This is a genomic window from Streptomyces sp. SID3212, assembly GCF_009865405.1.
Lineage (GTDB): Bacteria > Actinomycetota > Actinomycetes > Streptomycetales > Streptomycetaceae > Streptomyces.
Genome location: NZ_WWJY01000535.1, coordinates 1 through 856, shown reverse-complemented (window position 1 = coordinate 856; position 856 = coordinate 1). Strand labels below are relative to the sequence as shown.

Here is an 856-nt window from a genome sequence, read left to right as displayed (position 1 = left end):
GGTACCGCCGAGCGGTACGCCGTGCACTCGGCGGTCGCGCTCCTCACGCTGACCACCGAGCGCTCCCGCGCCCTCCGGGAGGCCGAGCAGCGGCTCGGCGCGGCGGTCCTGCGGATGCTGCTGTCCGGGCAGCCCGACCACGCCCGCTCCGTGGCGGGCGAGCTGTACGGCGGGCTGCTCGACGCGCCCTTCCGCCTGCTGATCGCCGAACCGGACTCCGACACGACGGAGCCCGGTGCCCTGGAGGCCCTGTCGGACGCGCTGGAGGCGGCGGGGGCGCGGGCGGGCGAGGCGGTGCTGGCGGTACCGGACGGGGAGCGGCTCGCGGTGCTCGCGGTGGACGGGGGCGCGGTGGTGGCCTCCTTGGCGACCCCCGCGGTCGGGGGCGTCGTGATCGGGCTCTCGGCGCCCACGGGCCCCATCGCGGTGGGCGGCGCGTACAAACAGGCCGAGGCGGCGCTGTCCGTGGCGCGGCGGCGGGGCCGGGTGCTCGTCGAGCACGAGGAACTGGCCTCGGGCTCGATTCTCCCGCTCCTCGCGGACGACGCGGTACGGGCGTTCGCGGACGGCCTGCTGCGGGCGCTGTACGAACACGACGCGAAGGGCCGCGGCGATCTGGTGGCCTCGCTCCGGGCGTGGCTGTCCCGCCACGGCCAGTGGGACGCGGCGGCGGCGGATCTGGGCGTCCACCGGCACACGCTCCGCTACCGGATGCGGAGGGTGGAGGAGATCCTGGGACGCTCCCTGGACGACCCGGACGTCCGGATGGAGCTGTGGCTGTCCCTGAAGACGACGGAGCGGTAGCTTCTGCGGTGGTGTCCGTTGCGCTTACTGATGTCCTCAATCGCCGGACGGG

Annotated in this window: 1 protein-coding gene; it reads left to right on the top strand. The window is 75.4% G+C overall.

Annotated features, from left to right (window positions below):
* A partial coding sequence (locus GT042_RS15925; protein WP_161309372.1) for a PucR family transcriptional regulator occupies window positions 1-804 on the top strand: 804 nt, incomplete at its 5' end.
* Window positions 805-856: the final 52 nt, after the last annotated feature.